We start from the raw sequence: 15,842 nt of genomic DNA on the forward strand, positions 1-15,842 counted from the left end.
ACCGATCCTTGCCAACACCCTCACCCTCCCACGCTTGCGCGTGGGTCCCTCCCTCTCCCGGGGCGGGAGAGGGCTTTGAACCTTACGGCAGCAGCACCGTGGACCCGGTCGTGGCGCGGGACTCCAGCGCCCGGTGGGCCTCCGCCGCGTCGCGCAGCGCGAAGGTCTGGCCGACGTTGATGGTCACGCCGCCGGAATGCACCACCTCGAACAGGTCGGCGGCGCTGGCCATCAGGTCGTCACGCTTGGCGACGTAGCTGAACAAGGTCGGGCGCGTGACATAGAGCGAGCCCTTGGCCGCCAGGACCTGGAGATCCAGTGGCGGCACCGGCCCGGACGCCGCGCCGAACAGCACCATGAAGCCGCGCGGCCGCAGGCAGTCCAGGCTGTCCATGAAGGTCGTCTTGCCGACGCCGTCATAGACCACCGGCACGCCCTGCCCGTCGGTCAGGTCCTTCACGCGATTCACGAAATTCTCGCGCGTGTAGACGATGGGATGATCGCAGCCGGCGGCGCGGGCCAGCTCCGCCTTCTCGTCGCTGCTGACCGTGCCGATCACGGTGGCGCCCAGATGCTTCGCCCACTGGCAGAGGATCTGCCCGACGCCGCCCGCGGCGGCCTGGACCAGGATGGTGTCGCCCGGCTGCACCGCGTAGGTGGAGCGCAGGAGGAACTGCGCGGTCATGCCCTGGAGCAGCATGGCGGCGGCCTGCCGGTCCTCGATCCAGCTCGGCAGCGGAATCAGCCGGTCGGCCGGGGCGAGGCGGGACTCGGCGTAGGCGCCGATCAGCGGCGCGTAGCCGACCCGGTCGCCGGGCTTCAGCGTCGTCACGTCCGGCCCCACGGCCTCGACCACGCCGGCGCCCTCGGTCCCGATGATGGCGGGAAGCTGCGGCAGCTTGTAGGCGCCGGAGCGGTGATAGGTGTCGATGTAGTTCAGCCCGACCGCGGTCTGGCGCAGCCGCACCTGACCGGGGCCGGGGTCGCCCACCTCGATCTCGTCCCAGCGCAGCGCTTCGGGTCCGCCGTATTCGTGGATGCGGATCGCGTGAACCATGGTGGTCGGTCCCTTCCCTTTTTATGGAAGCTGAAGCTCCAGCGTATCGCCGGCCTGTTCCGCTGTCACCCGGTACCGCCGCTCGTGGCGGAGCAGCCAGTCCTTCGTCCGCAGGCCGCCCAGGCCGGAATAGCCGCCGGGCGATCCACAGCCCCCGACGATGCGGTGGCAGGGGATGATCACCGGGATCGGGTTGGCCCCGCAGGCCCCGCCCACGGCCCGCGGCGCCGTCTCCAGCATCCGCGCGACGTCGCCGTAGGTCAGGACGCCGCCGTAGGGGATGGCCTGCATCGCCGCCCAGACCTTTTGCCGGAAGGCCGTCCCGCGGGGGGACAGCGGCAGGTCGAAATCCAACCGCGTCCCGGCGAAATAGTCGCGGAGCTGGCGCGCCGCCTCCTCCAGCACGGGGTCCGGCCGGTCGTCGCCCAGCCGTCCCCAATCGAGCGCCACGATGGCGCCGGCGGCGCTGGTCAGGGTCAACAGGCCCAGCGGGCTGTCGACGGTCAGGCTGCCGGTTGGCTGCGCCATGGGTTTATCTCCGCGTCAGGGCGGCGGCCAGCGCCTCGGGCGCGGTCACCGGGGGGGAGCAGGTCATGCCGGTGCAGACATAGGCGGTCGCCACTCCGCCCTGCATGCCCTTGCCGTGCGCCGGGTGCCCGGCGGGCAGATCGGTCCCCGGCGGAAGGACGCTGAGGATGCGGTCGGGAAGCGCCCGGTCGAGCACCGCCCGGCGCAGCGCCGCGGTGTCCGGCCCCTGCGGGTCGCCGACGATGACGATCTGCTGCGCCTTTTGGAGAAGCTCCGCCGCGTTCAGGTAGGTCGGCAGCGGGAAGAAATTGCGGCTCAGCTCGCCGGAGAAGGCGGCGGCAAGGGCATCCGCCCGCTCCCGGTAGGCGGCCTCGCCGGTGCGATGGTGCAGCGTCGCCAGAACGGCCAGCATGGTGCCGTTGCCGCTGGGGGTCGCGGCGTCGCCGGCCGATTTGGTGCGCACGATCAGGTCGTCGGCGTCGTCCGCCGTGTAGAAATAGCCGCCGGCCGCGTCGTCCCAGAAATGCGCGTCGAGCACCTGCACCCAGGCCCGTGCCTGCTCCAGCGCTCCGGCGTCGCCGGTCGCCTCGTGCAGGGCGAGCGCGCCACGCGCCATGTGGGCGTAGTCGTCCAGCGTCGCCCGGTGCTTGAGCTGCCCGGCCCGCCAGCTGTGCAGCAGGCGCCCGTCCTCGGTCATGCGGTCGCGGACGAAGGCATAGGCGCGCTGCGCCACCGCGATCCACTCCGGCTCGTCGAAGACCATGCCGGCCTGGGCGAGCGCCGCGATCATCAAGCCGTTCCAGTCGGCCAGCACCTTGTCGTCCCAGCCCGGCTTGATCCGCTTTTCGCGCTCCCGCCAGAGGATCGCCCGCTGGTCGGCCAGCTTGGCCTCGGTCTCGGCGTCCAGCGCCTCAATGCGGTGCAGCCGGTTGAGGATGGTCGCCCCTTCCCAGTTCCCCTGCGGGGTGACGCCGTAGGCGCGCTTGAAGACTTCCGCGCCGGGGCCGAGGAGCCGGTCGACCTCCTCCTCGTTCCAGATGTAGAAGAGGCCCTCCTCGCCCTCGCTGTCGGCGTCCTGGGTCGCCGCGAAGCCGCCGCCCTCGGCAATCATCTCGCGCAGCACCCAGCCCACCGTTTCCCGGATGCGCGCCTCGAACAGCGGCTCCCGCTCCGCCTGCCAGACCAGGGTCATCAGATCGAGAAGCTGGGCGTTGTCGTAGAGCATCTTCTCGAAATGCGGCACGAGCCACATCTCGTCCACCGAGTAGCGGGCGAAACCGCCGCCCAGATGGTCGTAGATGCCGCCCTGGCTCATGTGGGCCAGCGTGTTGGTGACCGCCTCCCGGTACGGCTCCTTACCGGTGCGCAGCCAGGCCCGCCACAGAAGCGTGAAGATCGGCACCTGGGGGAATTTCGGGGCGTGGCCGATGCCGCCGTGGAAGGGATCGACCTCGCGCACCAGCCGGTCGGCGATCTGATCGAGCATGGCGAGATCGACCTCCCCCGCCGCGCGGTTCTCGGCCAGCTTGCCCAGCGCGTCCTTCAGCGCGGTGACGTTGCGGGTCACGTTCTCCGGCTTGTTGCGGTAGGTCTCCGCCACGCCGCGCAGCACGTCGGGGAAGCCGGGCCGCCCATAGCGCGAGGCCGGCGGGAAGTAGGTGCCGCCCCAGAAGGGCTGGGCCTCCGGCGTCAGGAACATGGTCAGCGGCCAGCCGCCCTGCTGCCCCAGCATCGCCAGGGCCGACTGGTAGATCTGGTCGACGTCCGGCCGCTCCTCCCGGTCCACCTTGATGTTGACGAACAGCTCGTTCATCAGCGCGGCGATCTCCGGGTTCTCGAAGCTCTCGTGCGCCATCACGTGGCACCAGTGGCAGGCGGCGTAGCCGACCGACAGCAGCACAGGCTTGTTCTCGCGCTTGGCCCGTTCGAAGGCGTCGCGGCCCCAGGCCATCCAATGGACGGGGTTGTCCTTGTGCTGAAGCAGATAGGGGCTGGTCTCCCGGCCAAGCAGGTTCGCGGGCATCGCAGGCGTTTCCGGTCTGTGGCGTGGTTGGGAATAAACTGGCGCGGCGGTGCCGTTGCGCCAGGGCTTCCTATCTGTATAGTGGGGCATGAGCCGAAGCGGCGCTCAACCCTTAATTTCCCGCGCACCGCGCGCCTTCCAAGGGAATGGGGCCATGAAGATCACCATCGACATCGACTGCACACCCGAAGAGGCGCGCCACTTCCTGGGCCTTCCCGACGTGAAGCCCATGCAGGACGCCATGATGCAGGAGATCCAGGACCGGATGCAGGCCTCTCTGCTCGCCATGGACCCCGAGACGATGATGAAGACGTGGTTGCCGGCGGGGATACAGGGCATGGAGCAGCTTCAGAAAATGTTTTGGTCCCAGATGGCCGCTGCCATGGGACAGGATGGACGCAAGTGACCGATCCGAAGCCTTACTTCGAAGCCCATGTTTTCTCCTGCACCAACCGCCGCCCCGACGGACACAAGCGCGGCTCCTGCGCGGCCCGGGGTTCCGAAAAGCTCCGCGACTACATGAAAGCGCGTGCCCGTGAGCTGGGTCTGGACGGCCGTGTCCGAATCAACGCCGCCGGTTGCCTGGACCGCTGCGAGCTGGGTCCGGTGCTGGTCGTCTATCCGGAGGGCGTCTGGTACACCTACCATTCCTTCGCCGACGTGGACGCGATCCTGGAGACGCATCTGATCGGCGGTGACCGTGTGGAGCGGCTCATGCTGAAGCCGGAACAAAAGGAATTGCTGCCGGAACAGGTCGGCTGATCGTTCCGGAACCGGCACGATGATGATTGGCACGATGATCCCGACCATCTTCGCCCTCGCCACCGCCCCCGGCCGCGCCGGTGTGGCGGTGGTTCGCGTTTCAGGCCCGGCCTCCGGCGACGCGCTGGCCGCCCTGACCGGAAAGCCCCTGCCCGCACCCCGCATGGCCACGCTCGTCCGGCTGCGCGTTCCCAAGACCGGAGAGGCGCTCGACGACGCCCTGGTGCTGCGCTTCACCGCCCCCCGCAGCTTCACCGGCGAGGATGTCGTGGAGCTGCATCTGCATGGCGGGCGCGCCGTGGTGGCGGGCGTGGTGGAAGCACTCTCCGCCCTGCCCGGTCTGCGCGTCGCCGAGCCCGGCGAGTTCACCCGCCGCGCCTTCGAGAACGGCAAGCTCGACCTCACCGAGGCAGAGGCGGTCGCCGACCTCGTGGACGCCGAGACCTCCGCCCAGCGCCGCCAGGCCCTGCGCCAGATGGAGGGTGCGCTCGGCAAACTCTACGACGGCTGGCGGGAGCGGCTGACCCGGTCGCTCGCCCATATCGAGGCCGATATCGACTTCCCCGACGAGGACCTGCCGTCCGGCGTGTCGGACGCTGCGCGTCCCGTGCTGGATACCCTGGCCGCCGAAATCGACGCCCATCTCGACGACCGCGGCCGTGGGGAGCGGCTGCGCGAGGGGCTGCACATCGCCATCATCGGCGCGCCCAACGCCGGCAAGTCGAGCCTTCTGAACGCTCTCGCCCGCCGCGAGGCCGCCATCGTCTCAGCCCGCGCCGGCACCACCCGTGACGTGATCGAAGTCCATCTCGACCTCGGCGGATACCCGGTGGTGCTGGCCGACACGGCGGGCCTGCGCGAGGCGGCCGCCGACGAGGTGGAAGAGGAAGGCATCCGCCGCGCCCTCGACCGCGCCGCCCGCGCCGACGTGAAGGTTGCCGTGTTCGACGCCACCGCCCTGCCCGCGCTCGACCCGGCGACAATCGCCCTGCTCGACAAGGACACGGTGGTGGTCCTGAACAAGACGGACGTCGTCGATGCCGTAGTGCCGACGGTCGGCGGTTGGGAGGCGGTTGCGGTCTCGGCCCGGACCGGTGCCGGCCTGCACGAGTTGGAGCGGCGTTTGACCGCGTTTACCGCCGACCGGCTGGCCGGCAACGGTGCCCCAGCCCTGACCCGTGCCCGCCATCGTTCCGCTCTCAAAGAGTGTCGGGACGCGCTGCGTCGCGCTTTGACCGCCCCCTTGCCGGAGCTGATGGCCGAGGACGTGCGGCTGGCGAGCCGGGCTCTTGGTCGCATCACCGGGCGGGTCGATGTCGAAGATCTGCTGGATGTGATCTTCCGGGACTTCTGCATCGGCAAGTGAGCCGAGAATGGCGTGACAAACGCGCTGCGCCGCTTTGTTTCACGTGAAACACGGACTTTGCTGCGTCGGCGCACTTGGCGTCCGGCGCTGACTCGGCTATGGTCCGGCCATGCGAACGTTCGACGTCATTGTTGTCGGCGGAGGCCACGCCGGTTGCGAGGCTGCCGCCGCCGCGGCGCGCATGGGTGCGCGCACCCTGCTGCTCACCCACAAGCTGGACACCATCGGTGAGATGTCCTGCAACCCGGCCATCGGCGGGTTGGCGAAAGGCCATCTGGTGCGCGAGATCGACGCGCTCGACGGCGTCATGGCCCGCGCCATCGACCGCGGCGGCATCCAGTTCCGCATCCTGAACCGAAGCAAGGGACCGGCTGTCCGCGGCCCGCGCGCCCAGGCCGACCGCAAGCTTTACCGGCAGGCGGTGCAGGCGATCCTCGCGGACCAGCCGAACCTGTCCATCGAGGCCGGCGGCGCCGAGGATCTGACCATCGGCGGGGATGGGCGGGTGACGGGGGTGGTGACCGGGTCCGGAGAGACCCTGGCGGCGGGATGCGTGGTGCTGACCACCGGCACCTTCCTGCGCGGCTTGATCCACATCGGCGAGGAAACCACCCCGGCCGGCCGCGTCGGCGAGGCGCCGTCCATCGGCCTGTCCGACACGCTGGCGCGTCTGGGTTTCCCGCTGGGCCGGCTGAAGACCGGCACGCCGCCGCGGCTCGATGGCAAGACCATCGACTGGGCCGCTCTGGAGAAGCAGCCGGGCGACACGCCGCCCCCGCCCTTCTCCTACCTGACGGACCGCATCGACACGCCGCAGATCGATTGCGCGATCACCTGGACGACGCCGGAGATGCACGCGCTGATCCGCGGCAATCTCCACCGCGCGCCGATGTATTCCGGTCAGATTCAGAGCACCGGTCCGCGCTATTGCCCGTCCATCGAGGACAAGGTGGTGCGCTTCGCCGACAAGGAGCGCCACCAGATCTTCCTGGAGCCGGAGGGGCTGGACGACGACACGGTCTATCCGAACGGCATCTCCACCTCCCTGCCCCGCGACGTCCAGCTCGGCTTCCTGAAGGCGATGCCGGGGCTGGAGCGCGCGGTGATGATCCGCCCCGGCTACGCCATCGAGTACGACTTCGTCGACCCGCGGGAGCTGAAGCCGACGCTGGAGACCCGCCGCACCCCCAGCCTGTTTTTCGCGGGCCAGATCAATGGCACCACCGGCTATGAGGAAGCGGCGGCGCAAGGGCTGATGGCTGGCATCAACGCCGCCCTGCTGGCCGGCGGTTCGGCGGAGGGCTTCGTCCTTGACCGCGCCGACGCTTACATCGGGGTGCTGGTCGACGACCTGATCACCCGGGGCACCAACGAGCCCTACCGGATGTTCACCTCGCGCGCCGAGTACCGGTTGATCCTGCGCGCCGACAACGCCGACCAGCGGCTGACGCCCAAGGGGCTGGCCATCGGTTGCGTCGGGTCGGCGCGGCGCGACGCCTTCACGGCGAAGGCCGAAGCGCTGTCCGCTGGTCGCACGCTCGTGCGCGCCCTTCAGGCCACCCCGGCGGAGCTGCAGCGGCAGGGCATCGCGGTCAATCAGGATGGCGTGCGCCGGACCGCCGCCGATCTGCTGCGCTACCCGGACCTCGACCTCGCCACCCTTGCCCGGCTGTGGCCGGAGCTGTCGGCGATCCCCACCGATGTTGTCGAGCAGTTGGAGATTGACGGGAAATACGCCGGCTATCTCGACCGGCAGGAGGCCGACATTCGCGCCTTCCGCAAGGACGAGGCGTTGGAGCTTCCCGACGATCTCGATCCAGACACCATCGGCAGCCTGTCTGCGGAGATCCGGCAGAAGCTGCGGCAGGCTCGTCCAGCGACCCTGGGGGCGGCGGCCCGTATTCCCGGCATGACCCCGGCGGCGCTGGTCGCCCTGCTCCGCCACGTGAAACGGCGCTACGTGAAGGTGGCCGTCTGATGAGCCTGTTCGATGCCGCGGCCTTCCAGGGGGAGACCGGTGTTTCACGTGAAACGCTGGACCGCCTCGCCGCCTACGAGGCGACGCTGCGCAAGTGGCAGCCGAAGATCAACCTCGTCGGCCCCTCCACCCTGCCCGATGCTTGGCGGCGCCACTTCCTCGACTCCGCTCAGCTCTTTCCGCTGCTGCCCGAAGGGGCACGGGTTCTGGTCGATCTGGGCAGCGGCGCTGGTTTTCCCGGCCTCGTCCTGGCGATCATGGGCGTGCCGGAGGTGCATCTGGTGGAGAGCGACTCCCGCAAATGCGCCTTCCTCCGCGAGGCGGCGCGTGTCGCCGGAGCCTCGGTCACCGTGCACAACAAGCGGATCGAAGCGGTGCCGCCGATCGCCGCCGACGTGGTGACGGCGCGCGCCTTGGCCCCGCTGAACGATCTGCTGAATTGGGCCCATCCCTTCCTCCAGGACCGGGGTGCGGCACTGTTTCCCAAGGGGCAAAATGTGGCGGACGAATTGACCGATACCACCAAATATTGGAAGATGCGGACCGAGCGCTTCGACAGCCGCACCGACCCCACCGGAACCATCCTGCGTGTGAGTGGTATCGCCCGTGTCTAAGACCGCGACCCTGATGCATTCCCGCTCCGAGGCTTCCCGCGAGGCTGACATGCCCTCCGCCCTTCCTTCTGCCCGCGTCATATCGATTGCCAATCAGAAAGGCGGCGTGGGCAAGACCACGACCACCATCAATCTGGCAACCGCTCTGGCCGCCATCGGCAAGCGCGTCCTGGTGATCGATCTCGATCCCCAGGGCAACGCCTCCACCGGCCTCGGCATCCCGCGCGCCGAACGCCGCGTCGGCATCTACGACGTGCTGTTCGACGGCATGCCGCTGGAGGACGCCGCAACGGTGTCGACGGTGCCGAACTTGTCGATCATCACCTCCTCCGTCGATCTGTCCGGCGCGGAGGTCGAGCTGGTCACCTCCGAGCGGCGCGAGTTCCGGCTGCGCGAGGCGGTGGACAAGAGCGCGCTGGAATACGACTATGTGCTGATCGACTGCCCGCCGGCGCTCGGCCTGCTGACGCTGAACGCGCTGGTCGCTTCCCACGCCGTGATGGTGCCGCTGCAGTGCGAGTTCTACGCGCTGGAGGGTCTCAGCCACCTCGTCCGCACCATCGAGCGGGTGAAGCGCGCCTTCAACCCCGAACTCGACATCCACGGCGTCGTGCTGACCATGTTCGACAAGCGCAACAACCTGTCCGACATGGTGGCCGCCGATGTGCGCGGCTTCTTCGGGGAGAAGGTCTACGACACGGTCATCCCGCGGAACGTGAAGGTGTCGGAGGCGCCGTCCCACGGCAAGCCGGTGCTGATCTACGACATGCGTTGCCCCGGGTCGCAGGCATACATTCATTTGGCCGGCGAGGTGCTGCGCCGTGAGAAGAGGCTGAGCGCGTGATGGAGGATACCAAACGTTCGGACGGCGGTGCCCGACGCGCCAGCCTGGGCCGTGGCCTCTCCGCCCTGTTCGGCGAGGCGGCGGAGGATTATTCCGCGCTCGACAAGGTGCGCCAGTCCAAGCAGGTGCCCATCGAGTTCATCCATCCCGGCAAGTACCAGCCGCGCCGCACCTTCGACGATGAGGCACTGCAGGGGCTGGTCGAGTCGATCCGCGACAAGGGCATCCTCCAGCCCCTGCTCGTCCGTCGGGACCCGGAGACGACCAACTCCTACGAGCTGATCGCCGGAGAGCGCCGCTGGCGCGCCGCGCAGATTGCCGGCCTGCACGAGGTGCCGGTCGTCATCCGCGAGCTGTCGGACCGTGAGGCGCTGGAAATTGCGCTGATCGAGAACATCCAGCGCCAGGATCTGACGCCGCTCGAAGAGGCCGAGGGTTACAAGCGCCTGATGGAGGAGTTCGAGCACACGCAGGAGGATCTGGCGCGCTCGGTCGGCAAGAGCCGCAGCCACGTCGCCAACATGATGCGCCTGCTCGCCCTGCCCGACCCGGTCAAGGGCATGGTGCAGGACGGGGCGCTCAGCGCCGGTCACGCCCGCGCCCTGCTCACCTCCTCCGATCCGGTGTCGGTGGCGCGTGAGGTGGTCAAGCGCGGCCTGAACGTCCGACAGACCGAAGACCTGATGCGCGGCAGCGCGCCGGTCAAGACCAAGAAGGCCGGCGGCGGGCGCGGCGGTGCCGCCACCGACCCGACGCTCAAGGACGTCGATCTGGTGAACCTGGAGGAGGAGATTTCGGCCCGCATCGGGCTGAAGGTCGCCATCACCCCGCAGGGCAAGGGCGGCTCCATCACCATCCACTACCAGACGCTTGACCAGCTCGACGACGTGCTGCGGCGCCTCGGTGGAGAGTAACCGCGGCGAGTAGGGTGTCGCGGAACCAAACTGTCACTTTAGTGAAACGGCGCTAACATGAACTCCCCCTAAACAGGGTCGTCCGGTGGCATTGACGCCGCCGGAGCCGACACAGAGGGGGAGATTCATGAAGCCCATCCACGGCCTGTGCCTTGCCGGCCTCACCGCGGCCCTGCTCGCCGGTCCGGCGCTCGCGGACCAGAAATTCCCGGCGGAGCTGGCCGGCCACGGCGTCATCGACGCCGCCACCTTCGTCGCCCCGCCCGCCGACGCGCCCGACCTGTTCCGCACCTCCGGCAAGTTCACCGCCGCCGACCGCAAGCGCGTCGACCAGCCCCGCAGCATCGACGGCACGTCCTTCCTGTCGGCGCCGAACGCGCCGCGCGCCACCGGCATGGCGCTGCCCTTCGAGGGCCAGCCGGTCCAGGGCTTCTCCGGCATCAAGGCGCTGGGCGACGGCAGCTTCCTGGTGCTGACCGACAACGGCTTCGGCAGCAAGGGCAACTCCGCCGACGCCATGCTGACGGTGCACAGGCTGGCCATCGACTGGAAGACCGGCGAGGCGGCGGTGGCCGAGACGGTGTTCCTGGGCGATCCCGACCGCAAGGTGCCCTTTCCCATCGTCACCGAGGCGACGGCGGAACGCTATCTGACCGGTGCCGACTTCGACGTGGAGAGCGTGCAGATCATCGGCGACCGCATGTATTTCGGCGACGAGTTCGGTCCCTACATCCTGATGACCGACCGCACCGGCAAACTGCTGTCCCTGCATGAGAGCAAGGTGGACGGCAAGCCGGTGCGTTCCCCCGACCATTACGCGGTGTCCACCCCGGCGGTGCCGGGCGCCGTCGGCTTCGAGGTGCGCCGCTCGCGCGGTTTCGAAGGGATGGCGGCGTCGAAGGACGGAAAGTTCCTCTACCCGTTGTTCGAAGGCCCGTTGTTCAACGCCCAGCTTGGGACGGGTGGCGCCTGGGAGACCAAGGACGGGCGGGAGTATCTGCGCATCGCCGAATTCGACGTCGCCAAGGGCGACTTCACGGGCCGCAGCTTCAAATACCTTCTGGAGGCCAACGGCAACAACATCGGCGACTTCAACATGATCGACGCCACCACCGGCCTGATCATCGAGCGCGACAACGGCGAGGGCAACCCGGCCAAGGGCTGCACCGGCCAGCCGACCCCGGATTGCTTCAACGTCCCGGCGCAATTCAAGCGCGTCTACAAGATCGACTTCGCCCAGGCCGACGCCGATGGCTTCGTGAAGAAGGTGGGCTATGTCGACCTGATGGACATCGACGATCCGAAGGGCGTCGCCCGGCTCGGTGGCGACAAGGGCAAGTTCACCTTCCCCTTCGTGACCATCGAGAACGTCGACGTGGTGGACGCGGAGCACATCGTGGTCGGCAACGACAACAACCTCCCCTACTCGTCCGGCCGCACGCTGGGCAAGCAGGACCACAACGAGTTGATCCTGCTGCGCGTGCCGCAGTTCCTGGCGGCGAAATAAAGGGCGGCGACATAAGGGGCCGCGAAATAAGGAAGAGGTTCAGCGCCGCGCCAGCGAGGCGAGTTGGAAGAGGACGCGGGCGCAGAGCGTCTGGTCGGGCATGTTGGTGCGCTTGCAGTCCGCCTCGGCCTCGACCAAGCGCTCCAGCGCCTGCCGGACCAGCGGTGCCGGCCAGCGACGGGCTTGGCCGGTCAGCCGCGGCTTCATCTTGAAGAACACCGGCGGCCGCAGCGCCTCCACCGCGGCGTCCGCCGACTTCCCCGCCGCCACCTGCCCGGCGACCAGCTGCAGGCGCTGGAAATGGCGCTGGGCGGCGCGCAGGATCGGCACCGGGGACATGCCCTCGGCGAACAGGCGGGCCAGCGAGCGGTCAAGAGTCGCGAAATCGCCCTCCGCCGCCGCCCAGATCGGCTCGTCGAGCGACAGCGCCGCGCTGTCGCCGACGCAGGCCTGGGCGTCCTCCAGCCGGACGCGCGTCTCCGTGCCCATGTAAAGCGCCAGCTTCTCCATCTCGCCGCGCGCCACCATGCGGTCACCGACGAGGTTGCCGGCGAGGAAGGTCAGCGCGTCGGGGTCGGCGGTCAGGCCATGGCCGTGCAGGATGTCGGCGATGACCCGGCCAAGCGCCGCCTCCTCCTCCACGTAGCAGGGAATGGCGACGGCGCCGTCCGCCCCCTCGAACAGGGTGCGCAGCTTCGACCGGTTGCCAAGATCGCCGGCTTCGATGACGACGAGGCTGTCACCGGGCGTCCGGTCGGCCAGGAAAGCGGTGAAGGCGGCGGTGACGTTGTCCTCCGCCTCGCGCACGCGGATCAGGCGGCGCCCGCCGGTGAAGGACAAGGCGGCGGCCTCGTCGGCCAGGCGCGCCGGATCGTCGGCGACGGCGCGGCCCAGCATCTCGGTCACCCGGAAGGGGTCGGACAGGTCGGCGACCACGGTGCGGCCCAGAGCCATGGCGCGGTCGCGCACCAGACCGGTGTCCGGACCGTAGAGCAGAACCGCGCGGATCTTGGGATCGGGGCTGCGCAGGAAGCCGTCGATCGCCCGGGCTTGCAGCTTCACGAAGACACCGTCGGTGGCGGAGGACCAGCCTCCCGTTGTCCAGTGCGGATCAGGACTTGCGGCCGAGTTCCGCGGCCACGCGGATCGTCATCTCGTTGGCGATTTCCAGCAGAGCGCGGTCATAGGCGTTCTCGACCGCGGCCAGCGCGCCATACTGCTGTTCCAGCACGTTGTAGCTGATGTAGGACCGCGCGTTGGCCTGGAACAGGATCTTTCCCGTCGCCGCGTCGATGAGCCGGTAGGGCGCGTTCACGACGAGCTGGGCGCGGGTGGCGGTCGCGTCCTTCTGGATGGACAGCTTCTGCTCCGACGCGGTCAGCGTGGTATCCAGCCGGTAATGCGGTGCGGCGGGACGGCCGTCGGCGTAGAAGCGGTCGATCAGGAGGTTGCGCAGCTTCTGGCCGTAGCGGTCCGGGATGACCCCGATGTCCACCTGCTGAAGCTCGGCGGCGCCGATGCTGTTCGTCCCGAGGGTTCCATACATCGGCTGGAAACCGCAGGCCGCCGTGGCGAGCACCGCCGGCGCGAGCAGGGCAAGGGCGAGAAGCCCCCGCCGCCGGACGCCGGCTTTGCCGTTATGATGCTCAGACGACGACATTGATCACCCGGTTCGGGACGACGATGACCTTGCGCACCGGCTTGCCCTCCAGGGCGCGCTGGACGTTCGGATCAGCCAGGGCGGCCTGTTCCGCGGCGTCCTTCGCCATGTCTCGCGGCAGCTCCAGCGTGGCGCGCAGCTTGCCGTTGACTTGGACCGCCATGGTGACCGAATCCTCGACCACCAGGGCCGCGTCGGCCTGCGGCCAGGGCTGGTTCACCAGCAGCGTGGCGTGGCCGAGCTGCGCCCACAGCTCCTCGGCCAGATGGGGCATCATCGGGGCGATCAGGCGCACGGTGGCCTCGAAGCCTTCGCGCAGCACCCAGGCCTCGCCCTCGCCCGTGCCGTCCAGCTCCGCCAGGGCGTTGGACAGCTCGCGCACGCGGGCCACCGCCTTGTTGAAGCGGAACTTCTCCAGGTCCTCCGAGATGCCGGCGATGGCCTTGTGGACCTGGCGGCGGGTGGCCTCGGCCTTGGCGCCGAGGGCGTCCGGCTTCGGCGCGCCGGCGGGCGGCAGCGCGACCGGCGATTCCGTCACCATCCGCCACAGGCGGTTGATGTAGCGCCAGGCGCCGTCGATGCCGGCTTCCGTCCATTCCAGGTCGCGTTCCGGCGGGCTGTCGGACAGCATGAACAGGCGGGCGGCGTCGGCGCCGTAGGTGCCGATGATGTGCGCCGGGTCCACCACGTTCTTCTTGGACTTCGACATCTTCTCGACGCGGCCGACCGTCACCGGGCCGTCGTTGTCGTTGCGGATGTAGTCGCCGAGATCGTTCTTGCGGATGTCGGTCGGGGCCAGCCAGGCCCCGGTGCCGGCGTCCTTGTAGGTCTCATGGTTGACCATGCCCTGGGTGAAGAGGCCGGCAAAGGGCTCCTCCACGTTCAGGTAGCCGCACTGCTTCATCGCCCGCGTCCAGAAGCGGGAGTAGAGCAGGTGCAGCACGGCGTGCTCGATGCCGCCGATGTACTGGTCCACCGCCAGCCAGTAGTCCACCGCCTCGCGCGTGAAGGCGACGTCCTCGGCCTTGGGCGAGCAGAAGCGGGCGAAATACCAGCTCGACTCGATGAAGGTGTCGAAGGTGTCCGTCTCGCGCACCGCCGGCTTGCCGCAGGTCGGGCAGCTCGTGTGCTTCCAGGTCGGGTGGTGGTCCAGCGGGTTGCCGGGCTTGTCGAAGGTCACGTCGTCGGGCAGGACCACGGGCAGATCCCGCTCCGGCACCGGGACGATGCCGCAGCTCTCGCAATGGATGACCGGGATCGGGCAGCCCCAGTAACGCTGACGGGAGACGCCCCAGTCACGCAGGCGGTACTGGGTGGTGCGCTCGCCCTGCCCCTGCGCCTCCAGCCGCTTGCCGACCTCCTGCTTGGCCGGCTCGACCTCAAGCCCGTCGAGGAAGCGCGAATTGCGCAGCAGGCCGGGGCCGGTGTAGGCCTCGTCGCCGACCGTGAAGGTGGCGGGGTCGGCGTCCGCCGGAACGACCACCGGGGTGACCGGCAGGCCGTACTTGCGGGCGAAGTCAAGGTCGCGCTGGTCATGGGCCGGGCAGCCGAAGATGGCGCCGGTGCCATAGTCCATCAGCACGAAGTTGGCGACGTAGACCGGCAGCTCCCAGGACGGGTCGAAGGGATGCGCCACCCGCAGCCCGGTGTCGAAGCCGCGCTTCTCGGCGGTTTCGATCGCCTCCTCGCTGGTGCCCAGGCGGTTGCACTCGGCGATGAACTCGGCCAGCGCGGGGTTGCCGGCGGCCAGCTCGGCGGCCAGCGGATGGTTGGCGGAGATCGCCGCGAAGGAGGCGCCGAACAGCGTGTCCGGCCGGGTCGTGAAGACCTCCAGCGTGTCCGTCCGCCCGACGAGGTCGAAGCGGAAGCGCACGCCGGTGGACTTGCCGATCCAGTTCTCCTGCATCAGGCGCACGCGCTCCGGCCAGCGGTCCAGCGTGTCCAGCCCCTTCAGCAGTTCGTCGGCGTAGGCGGTGATCTTGAGGAACCACTGCGACAGCTTGCGCTTCTCGACCAGCGCCCCGGTGCGCCAGCCGCGGCCGTCGATCACCTGCTCGTTGGCGAGGACCGTGTTGTCGACCGGGTCCCAGTTGACCCAGGACTCCTTGCGGTAGGCCAGGCCCTCCTTGAGGAAATCCAGGAACATCTTCTGCTCGTGGCGGTAATACTCCACGTCGCAGGTGGCGATCTCGCGCTCCCAGTCGATGGACAGGCCCATCGTCTTCAGCTGGGCGCGCATGGCCGCAATGTTCTCGCGCGTCCATTTCGCCGGGTGGGTCTTCTTCTCCAGCGCGGCGTTCTCCGCCGGCAGGCCGAAGGCGTCCCAGCCCATCGGGTGCAGCACGTTGAAGCCGCGGGCGCGCTTGTAGCGCGCGATCACGTCGCCGATGGTGTAGTTGCGGACGTGCCCCATGTGGATGCGCCCCGACGGGTAGGGGAACATCTCCAGCACATAGTACTTCTCACGGGAAGCGTCCTCGCGCGCGGTGAAGCAGCCCTGCCGCTCCCACTCGCCCTGCCACTTCGCTTCGGTTTCCTTGACATTGTAACGCGACATGACCGCAGACGCCGTTCCGTGAGTTTCGTGGG

General features: G+C 68.9%; 14 protein-coding genes. 8 read left to right on the top strand and 6 right to left on the bottom strand.

Translation table 11 applies throughout. The features are described 5' to 3' along the window. Positions 1–82: 82 nt before the first annotated feature. The 3 genes from FHW79_RS03035 to FHW79_RS03045 are packed head-to-tail and all read right to left on the bottom strand — an operon-like array spanning position 83 to position 3,608. The gene (locus tag FHW79_RS03035; protein WP_183177577.1) at positions 83–1,057 is read right to left on the bottom strand and encodes a quinone oxidoreductase; all 975 of its coding nucleotides are present in this window, start codon (positions 1,055–1,057) and stop codon (positions 83–85) included. A 21-nt stretch (positions 1,058–1,078) separates the two neighbouring features. Beyond that, the gene (locus tag FHW79_RS03040) at positions 1,079–1,585 is read right to left on the bottom strand and encodes a methylated-DNA--[protein]-cysteine S-methyltransferase (RefSeq protein ID WP_183177578.1); all 507 of its coding nucleotides are present in this window, start codon (positions 1,583–1,585) and stop codon (positions 1,079–1,081) included. 4 nt (positions 1,586–1,589) lie between these two features. Further along, a complete protein-coding gene (locus FHW79_RS03045) occupies positions 1,590–3,608 on the bottom strand; it encodes a thioredoxin domain-containing protein (protein ID WP_183177579.1) in 2,019 nt (672 codons plus the stop codon). A 154-nt stretch (positions 3,609–3,762) separates the two neighbouring features. Between FHW79_RS03045 and FHW79_RS03050 the strand changes: the two genes are divergently transcribed. The 8 genes from FHW79_RS03050 to FHW79_RS03085 all read left to right on the top strand — a co-directional run bounded on the left by FHW79_RS03050 (position 3,763) and on the right by FHW79_RS03085 (position 11,593). Next, positions 3,763–4,014, top strand: a complete 252-nt coding sequence (locus tag FHW79_RS03050; RefSeq protein ID WP_014238933.1) for a DUF6489 family protein — start codon at positions 3,763–3,765, stop codon at positions 4,012–4,014. After that, a complete protein-coding gene (locus FHW79_RS03055; RefSeq protein WP_183177580.1) occupies positions 4,011–4,370 on the top strand; it encodes a (2Fe-2S) ferredoxin domain-containing protein in 360 nt (119 codons plus the stop codon). The genes FHW79_RS03050 and FHW79_RS03055 overlap by 4 nt, the downstream gene beginning before the upstream one ends. A 34-nt stretch (positions 4,371–4,404) precedes the next feature. Next, positions 4,405–5,736, top strand: coding sequence for a tRNA uridine-5-carboxymethylaminomethyl(34) synthesis GTPase MnmE (gene mnmE / locus FHW79_RS03060; RefSeq protein WP_183177731.1), 1,332 nt, complete (start codon positions 4,405–4,407; stop codon positions 5,734–5,736). A 109-nt stretch (positions 5,737–5,845) separates the two neighbouring features. Further along, the gene (gene mnmG, locus FHW79_RS03065; protein WP_183177581.1) at positions 5,846–7,714 is read left to right on the top strand and encodes a tRNA uridine-5-carboxymethylaminomethyl(34) synthesis enzyme MnmG; all 1,869 of its coding nucleotides are present in this window, start codon (positions 5,846–5,848) and stop codon (positions 7,712–7,714) included. Further along, positions 7,714–8,328, top strand: a complete 615-nt coding sequence (gene rsmG, locus FHW79_RS03070) for a 16S rRNA (guanine(527)-N(7))-methyltransferase RsmG (protein WP_183177582.1) — start codon at positions 7,714–7,716, stop codon at positions 8,326–8,328. The genes mnmG and rsmG overlap by 1 nt, the downstream gene beginning before the upstream one ends. Before the next feature lie 49 nt (positions 8,329–8,377). Next, the gene (locus FHW79_RS03075; RefSeq protein ID WP_014238938.1) at positions 8,378–9,172 is read left to right on the top strand and encodes a ParA family protein; all 795 of its coding nucleotides are present in this window, start codon (positions 8,378–8,380) and stop codon (positions 9,170–9,172) included. After that, positions 9,172–10,086 (top strand): ParB/RepB/Spo0J family partition protein, encoded by a 915-nt coding sequence (locus FHW79_RS03080; protein WP_183177583.1) that lies wholly within the window; start codon positions 9,172–9,174, stop codon positions 10,084–10,086. Before FHW79_RS03075 ends, FHW79_RS03080 begins: the two co-directional genes overlap by 1 nt. 127 nt (positions 10,087–10,213) lie before the next feature. After that, a complete protein-coding gene (locus tag FHW79_RS03085; RefSeq protein WP_183177584.1) occupies positions 10,214–11,593 on the top strand; it encodes an esterase-like activity of phytase family protein in 1,380 nt (459 codons plus the stop codon). A 39-nt stretch (positions 11,594–11,632) separates the two neighbouring features. On the opposite strand, the gene holA is transcribed toward FHW79_RS03085, so the two are convergent. Genes holA through leuS form a run of 3 tightly spaced genes read right to left on the bottom strand, consistent with a single transcriptional unit; the run spans position 11,633 to position 15,810 of the window. Continuing rightward, the gene (gene holA, locus FHW79_RS03090; RefSeq protein ID WP_183177585.1) at positions 11,633–12,655 is read right to left on the bottom strand and encodes a DNA polymerase III subunit delta; all 1,023 of its coding nucleotides are present in this window, start codon (positions 12,653–12,655) and stop codon (positions 11,633–11,635) included. A 49-nt stretch (positions 12,656–12,704) separates the two neighbouring features. Further along, entirely contained in the window at positions 12,705–13,253 is a 549-nt protein-coding gene (lptE, locus tag FHW79_RS03095) for an LPS assembly lipoprotein LptE (protein WP_183177586.1), read from the bottom strand. Further along, the gene (leuS, locus tag FHW79_RS03100; protein WP_183177587.1) at positions 13,240–15,810 is read right to left on the bottom strand and encodes a leucine--tRNA ligase; all 2,571 of its coding nucleotides are present in this window, start codon (positions 15,808–15,810) and stop codon (positions 13,240–13,242) included. The genes lptE and leuS overlap by 14 nt, the downstream gene beginning before the upstream one ends. Between the last annotated feature and the right edge of the window lie 32 nt (positions 15,811–15,842).

The sequence above is a fragment of the Azospirillum sp. OGB3 genome (genome assembly GCF_014192915.1).
Lineage (GTDB): Bacteria > Pseudomonadota > Alphaproteobacteria > Azospirillales > Azospirillaceae > Azospirillum.

Bases quoted from the DNA above. Each gene is read 5' to 3' on its own strand.
- FHW79_RS03035 (WP_183177577.1), bottom strand. From the start codon at position 1,057: ATGGTTCACGCGATCCGCATCCACGAATACGGCGGACCCGAAGCGCTG.
- FHW79_RS03040 (WP_183177578.1), bottom strand. From the start codon at position 1,585: ATGGCGCAGCCAACCGGCAGCCTGACCGTCGACAGCCCGCTGGGCCTG.
- FHW79_RS03045 (WP_183177579.1), bottom strand. From the start codon at position 3,608: ATGCCCGCGAACCTGCTTGGCCGGGAGACCAGCCCCTATCTGCTTCAG.
- FHW79_RS03050 (WP_014238933.1), top strand. From the start codon at position 3,763: ATGAAGATCACCATCGACATCGACTGCACACCCGAAGAGGCGCGCCAC.
- mnmE (WP_183177731.1), top strand. From the start codon at position 4,405: ATGATCCCGACCATCTTCGCCCTCGCCACCGCCCCCGGCCGCGCCGGT.
- mnmG (WP_183177581.1), top strand. From the start codon at position 5,846: ATGCGAACGTTCGACGTCATTGTTGTCGGCGGAGGCCACGCCGGTTGC.
- rsmG (WP_183177582.1), top strand. From the start codon at position 7,714: ATGAGCCTGTTCGATGCCGCGGCCTTCCAGGGGGAGACCGGTGTTTCA.
- FHW79_RS03075 (WP_014238938.1), top strand. From the start codon at position 8,378: ATGCCCTCCGCCCTTCCTTCTGCCCGCGTCATATCGATTGCCAATCAG.
- FHW79_RS03080 (WP_183177583.1), top strand. From the start codon at position 9,172: ATGGAGGATACCAAACGTTCGGACGGCGGTGCCCGACGCGCCAGCCTG.
- FHW79_RS03085 (WP_183177584.1), top strand. From the start codon at position 10,214: ATGAAGCCCATCCACGGCCTGTGCCTTGCCGGCCTCACCGCGGCCCTG.
- lptE (WP_183177586.1), bottom strand. From the start codon at position 13,253: ATGTCGTCGTCTGAGCATCATAACGGCAAAGCCGGCGTCCGGCGGCGG.
- leuS (WP_183177587.1), bottom strand. From the start codon at position 15,810: ATGTCGCGTTACAATGTCAAGGAAACCGAAGCGAAGTGGCAGGGCGAG.